3 protein-coding genes are annotated in these 4,611 nt (G+C 30.6%); 1 reads left to right on the plus strand and 2 read right to left on the minus strand.

All coding sequences use genetic code 11. The features are described 5' to 3' along the window. Window positions 1-19: 19 nt before the first annotated feature. Window positions 20-907, minus strand: a complete 888-nt coding sequence (locus tag F6K40_RS38950) for an RNA-guided endonuclease InsQ/TnpB family protein (protein ID WP_293145284.1) — start codon at window positions 905-907, stop codon at window positions 20-22. 344 nt (window positions 908-1,251) lie between these two features. Between F6K40_RS38950 and F6K40_RS38955 the strand changes: the two genes are divergently transcribed. Continuing rightward, window positions 1,252-3,246 (plus strand): hypothetical protein, encoded by a 1,995-nt coding sequence (locus tag F6K40_RS38955; protein WP_293145286.1) that lies wholly within the window; start codon window positions 1,252-1,254, stop codon window positions 3,244-3,246. A gap of 94 nt (window positions 3,247-3,340) precedes the next feature. Here F6K40_RS38955 and F6K40_RS38960 read toward each other — a convergent pair whose 3' ends face one another. Continuing rightward, the gene (locus F6K40_RS38960; protein ID WP_293145288.1) at window positions 3,341-3,937 is read right to left on the minus strand and encodes a hypothetical protein; all 597 of its coding nucleotides are present in this window, start codon (window positions 3,935-3,937) and stop codon (window positions 3,341-3,343) included. Between the last annotated feature and the right edge of the window lie 674 nt (window positions 3,938-4,611).

Consider the following 4,611-nt stretch of genomic DNA (forward strand, 5'->3'; position numbering starts at 1 on the left):
AATTTGAACAAAATTTTGATTATTTTTTTTGCCAAGATTTATGCCTTGTTTCCTGCCTTGGATTATTTCCTATTACTAAAACTCCTATCTGATTTTTGATCAGATGATTAATAATATACCTGCTAGTCTTATGTAGATAATCGTCAATCTTAAAATTTCTTTTTGTCGATAATCTTTTGATTCGATTACTACTTTTAGTATTCTTTAATTCTGACTGTAGTTTACCTTTCTTATAATTATAGAATTGATTAATTGATTTGACTGGTCTGCCGTTAATAATAAAGGGTTGAAAACCTTTTTTATTTGATGTTACAGTCGCCAAATTATTTACTCCCAAATCTACAGAAGCCACATGAGATTCTGACAAATCTAATTTAACTTCAACGGATTCGTAAACCACTTCTATCACATAGTAATTAAGCTTAGGAATTATTCTCACTTGTTGCAGAGAATCATAATTTATTTTAGTGTCAAAAAATAGCTCACTTTTTGATAGTAATATCTTCTGATTTTTGACTAATTGAGGTTTACTAATCGCTTGTTTTGTATAAACAAGAATATTTCTCCCTTTCTGTTTATGTTTATATTTTGGCAGTTTAGGACGACTTTTAAACTTACTTGGATTTTGATAATAAGCTCTTATAGCTTGAAAAAAACTTTGCCAATTTTTATCTAAAAGAATCAAAACCTGTTGAGAAACTTTGGCCGGTATTGCTTGATAATCTATTCCCGATTGTAATAATTTTTGAACCTTTTTATAATCTAGATAATTTCCTTTATTAATAAACTCTTGTCTAACTACGTAGTTAGCTATATTGTAAAGATTTTTAGACAAGAAAGCTAGAGCATCAAGTGATTTATAATTGGGATGATTTTTTTTAATAATAGTACGTTCTACTAATTGCATTATCCCTCCTGTAAACATTTAACGAGCTGTTCTGCAATCCTTTCTCAGTCTAAGATATTTTTAGTTGTTTTCATAAGTTTTTCTATAAAATCAATAAAACTTTACAATACTATGAGTTAGCAAAGAAACAATCCTGTTGTGACAGAGGTACAAATTAACAAAACAACTCCCTATAAAATAAGGGATTGCTGAATCAAGCTATGAAATCTAAATTTACTAAAATAGAAAAGAATTTTCTATTAGTAGTTAAGCAATTACTATATATCACTATAACATAGTAAAAATATGATTGATTTAGGCTGTAAGCAAGGCACGCTTTGAATCTAAACCGTTACTACAAAATAATGTATATGCAAAATCTTAAGCAAATTTTAATCCCATCAAATACACCAAAACCAAATCAGAAAATATTCTGGCTAATTCTTAGTTTAACCTTCGCAACAATATATAGTTTACTAGCACTTAAAGAAGCTTTTAGTGGAGAATATATAGTACAAGATGACGCCAGACAGCACGTTTTTTGGATGCGTCGTTTTTTAGATCCAGAATTATTTCCCAACGACTTAATTGCCGATTATTTTCAGTCTGTTGCACCCTGGGGTTATAAAACTTTTTATTGGCTATTTTCCCAAGTAGGAATAGATCCAATGTTTCTGAATAAATTATTACCTTTAGGGTTAACTTTGGTAACTGCTGCCTATTGTTTTGGAATTTGTTTTCAGATATTGCCAATACCTTTTGCAGGTTTTATTGCCTCAGTATTATTAAGTCAAAATCTCTGGTTTCAAGACGACATAGCTTCCGGCACACCAAGGGCTTTTTTATATCCTTTATTTCTGGCAGTTTTATATTATTTATTGCGAAAATCATTAGTTCCTTTTTTGGTAGCGATCGCTCTTCTCGGATTATTTTATCCCCAATACGTTATCCTGACTGTTTTGATTTTAATTTTCAGATTTTTAGACTGGGAAAAAGGGAGGTTTTGTCTTAGTAAAAATCGAGAGGATTACATATTTAGTGGATTAGGTTTAGGAGTAAGTTTACTGGTAATTTTATTTTATGCTTTAAATTCTAGTAATTACGCACCTGTAATTACAGCATCCCAAGCAAAAATTTTGCCAGAATTTGGCGAAGCAGGTAGAAGTGTTTTTTTCTTACAAAATTCCTGGGATTTTTTCATCCTCGGCAGTCGTAGTGGAATTCTACCTAAAAAATTATTTCTGCCTCATATATTAATAGTTGGATTATTCTTGCCAATAGTTTTTCAGAAGCAAGAAGGAATAAAGAAAAAGCAAGAAGAGAAAACCTATAACCTTTTTCAGAACCAAGAAGTAAGAAGGAAGAAAGAAGCAGGAGAAACTGATAAATTTCCAATACTTTTTCAGAAGCAAGAAGCAAAAAGCAAGAATCAAAAAGAAGGGAAAACCTATAACCTTCCAATAGTTTTTCAGAAGCAAGAAGCAAGAAAGAAGAAGGAAGAAAAGAAAACCTATAACCTTGATAATGGAATAAATTTCCTCAGACAATTACCTTTGCTTAAGCAAATAACTCCTAAAATTAAATTGCTACCCCAAATCTTGTTAGCTGGTGTCACTTTATTCGTAACAGCTCATCTTTTATTATTTCAATTACATTTACCAAGTCGTTACACCAATCATAGTTTTCGGATAGTCTTAGCAATAGCGACTGCCATTGTTTTATGTATAACTTTAGATGGAATTTTTCACTGGGTCAGTCAACAACCATCCAGCAAAAATAGAAGAATTTTAGGATTGATTTTTATTGGATTTTTGGGAATTTTATTGCTCGGCGATATCAGCTTATGGAAAAATTTTTATTACCCCGATTATCAAAAAGGTCAATCACCAGAAATTTATGAATTTTTTGCTCAACAACCAAAAGATATTTTGATTGCTTCTCTATCAGAAGAGGCAGATTATATCCCTACATTTTCTCAACGTTCCGTATTGTTTGCCTGGGAATATGCCATTCCTTATCATCTTGGTTATTACAGTCAAATAAAACAGCGAGCTACAGAATTTATTTTTGCTCAGTATCATTCAGATATTCAGTGGATGGAAAATTTTATCCATACTTATGGAATAGATTTTTTAATCTTAGAGCGCCAAGCATTTATGTCAGAATATGTACTAAAAAATCTTTGGTTGAGACAATGGTATTATCAAATGGGAAATCAAATTGAAATGAATCTCCAAAATGGAAATATTCCTGCCATAGTTGACACTATAGATAAATGTTCTGTTTTGGAAACAGAAAAACTATGGGTTTTGTCAGCTAAATGTATTTTGAATGGTAAGCATTCAGCGATTAGTAATTAGCTCTTAGGTTTTTTATGAATCAAGTAATGATTTGTTTAACAACACTTATACTAACCTTACTTTACCTTGATGTTTTTATACTTGTAGCTAACTCCTAGAAATCTGATTTGTCATCTTGATGATAAGGATAGGAGATTTCCCTTCTAATTCTCTTGATACTAGATTTTCTTTTTCTCTTGATACCAAATTTTCTTGCTATAAAATTAAAGAATACAAGTAACGCAAGTAACAATAGTAATACTGATATAAAAATCAATATAATTCCCAAAAAAACTATAAACCAGTTAGGATGCTGTAGCATTTCCAGCGACATTTTCTCTGGGTTATTAATAAAATTATTAATCTGCTTTACTTTTATACTGGCTACTATTTTAGATGGATAAGAATGAAGACCATATATAGAAATTTCATCAATCTCAGTCAAAAGAACTACTTTATATTTGTAAGATGATCTAGTTCTCTTGCGACGGGTTTCAGCACCTTGGAGTACTCTGGTAGGAATTACAATAGTGCGTTTTCTAAGCAAGCTAAAGTAAGTAACTTCACAGGTCACTTTTTGGTTTAACTGGAGGCGTTTACATTTTAGGGTTGTCAGTTCAGAAGTAAATAACAAACTTAATCCTGATACAAAGATAAGAATAGCTGCAAAAATATAACTTAGAAGTTCAAAAAGATCATTTTTTTTTGACATAGCTATAATAGGTCAATATTTAGTAGAATTCTTTTAAAAAAAAATAACATATACTTCTCGTATTTGGCCTAAAAAAGCTTTAAATAAGAACAAATACATAGGTAAAGTATAACCTAATACTGATAATAATCACAATTAAGATTAACACCATCTTAGGTTCTGATCAGAAAATTTTCCCAAATTTTTCCTGCCTGAATTTTGTCAGGTAAAGCAAAAGAGTTAGGTGAAACTTTTAACTTTGATACTGGAGAATATGTTAATTTTGAGTCAATGGCTAATTAGCTTCCTCCCATAATTTTTTATCTCTATTCCCTACCTGAATTTTGTCAGGTAAAGCAAAGGAGGTAAGTTAAATTTTTATCTTTGAGACAGGAGAAGATTTCAATTTAGAGAAAATGCTTAATTAGTTTCTGAGCAGAAAATTTCCCCAAATTTTTCCTGCCTGAATTTTGTCAGGTAAAGCAAAGGAGTTAGGTGAAACTTTTAACTTTGATACTGGAGAATATGTTAATTTTGAGTCAATGGCTAATTAGCTTCCTCCCATAAATTTTTATCTCTATTCCCTACCTGAATTTTGTCAGGTAAAGCAAAGGAGGTAAGTTAAATTTTTATCTTTGAGACAGGAGAAGATTTCAATTTAGAGAAAATGCTTAATTAGTTTCTGAGCAGAAAAT

Origin of the sequence: Okeania sp. SIO3I5, assembly GCF_010672085.1 — a bacterium.
In the GTDB taxonomy this organism is placed as follows: Bacteria; Cyanobacteriota; Cyanobacteriia; order Cyanobacteriales; family Microcoleaceae; genus Trichodesmium.

What these genes read in the sequence shown, in the direction of transcription:
- F6K40_RS38950 (WP_293145284.1), bottom strand. Translation starts at nt 907, where the DNA reads ATGCAATTAGTAGAACGTACTATTATTAAAAAAAATCATCCCAATTAT.
- F6K40_RS38955 (WP_293145286.1), top strand. Translation starts at nt 1,252, where the DNA reads ATGTATATGCAAAATCTTAAGCAAATTTTAATCCCATCAAATACACCA.
- F6K40_RS38960 (WP_293145288.1), bottom strand. Translation starts at nt 3,937, where the DNA reads ATGTCAAAAAAAAATGATCTTTTTGAACTTCTAAGTTATATTTTTGCA.